Here is a 680-nt window from a genome sequence, read left to right on the forward strand (position 1 = left end):
CGTTTTTAGGATCTATCCTGATGATCTCTGCATCCCCATAAAATTCATTTGTATACTCCACTCCATCATTTGAACTGTCGCAAGCCTGAAACAGCATTACGCTAGACAAACAACACCTTATAACAATCTTTCTTATTGGTAATATTGGATACTTCATTTGATTTATTCTTAAGTGTTTTAAAAAGAACAACTCTTTTATAAACTAATTCTCTTTATTTTAAACTAAATTATTATAGTGACAATAACAAATTATAAAATATGACTCCCCCGAATTTGGCACGTAGCCAAATTTTGTTTGACAGCTAGTGTCAAATAGTTTATAGTGTAGCTGGAATTGATGTAATTGGTGAAAAAAACAGCCATGAACATTATTAATTTCATATCGCATTTTCCTGACGAACAGAGTTGTGAACTTTATCTGAAAGCTCATAGAGAAAAACAGGGGATCCATTGTAAGAACTGCAAAAAGTGCACAAAACATTACTGGTTCAGTACTAAAAAGGTTTTTGAATGCAGTATTTGTAGACGGAGATCATCTTTGAAGTCCGGTACGGTGATGGAGAACAGTAATTTATCATTGCATACATGGTTTGCGGCATTTTTGCTAATGTCGGCAACGAAAAAGGGCTTGTCCTGCATGGAGCTACAGCGCCAGCTTGGATTGAAAAAGTATGATACAG

The 680-nt window shown here is 34.9% G+C and carries 1 protein-coding gene; it reads left to right on the top strand.

Going from position 1 to position 680, the window contains the following annotated elements; translation table 11 throughout:
• Positions 1–361: 361 nt before the first annotated feature.
• On the top strand, positions 362–680 hold a 319-nt coding region (locus MM239_RS20840), incomplete at its 3' end, for an IS1595 family transposase (RefSeq protein ID WP_317235661.1).

It is taken from the genome of Belliella filtrata, assembly GCF_022549775.1.
GTDB lineage: Bacteria > Bacteroidota > Bacteroidia > Cytophagales > Cyclobacteriaceae > Belliella > Belliella filtrata.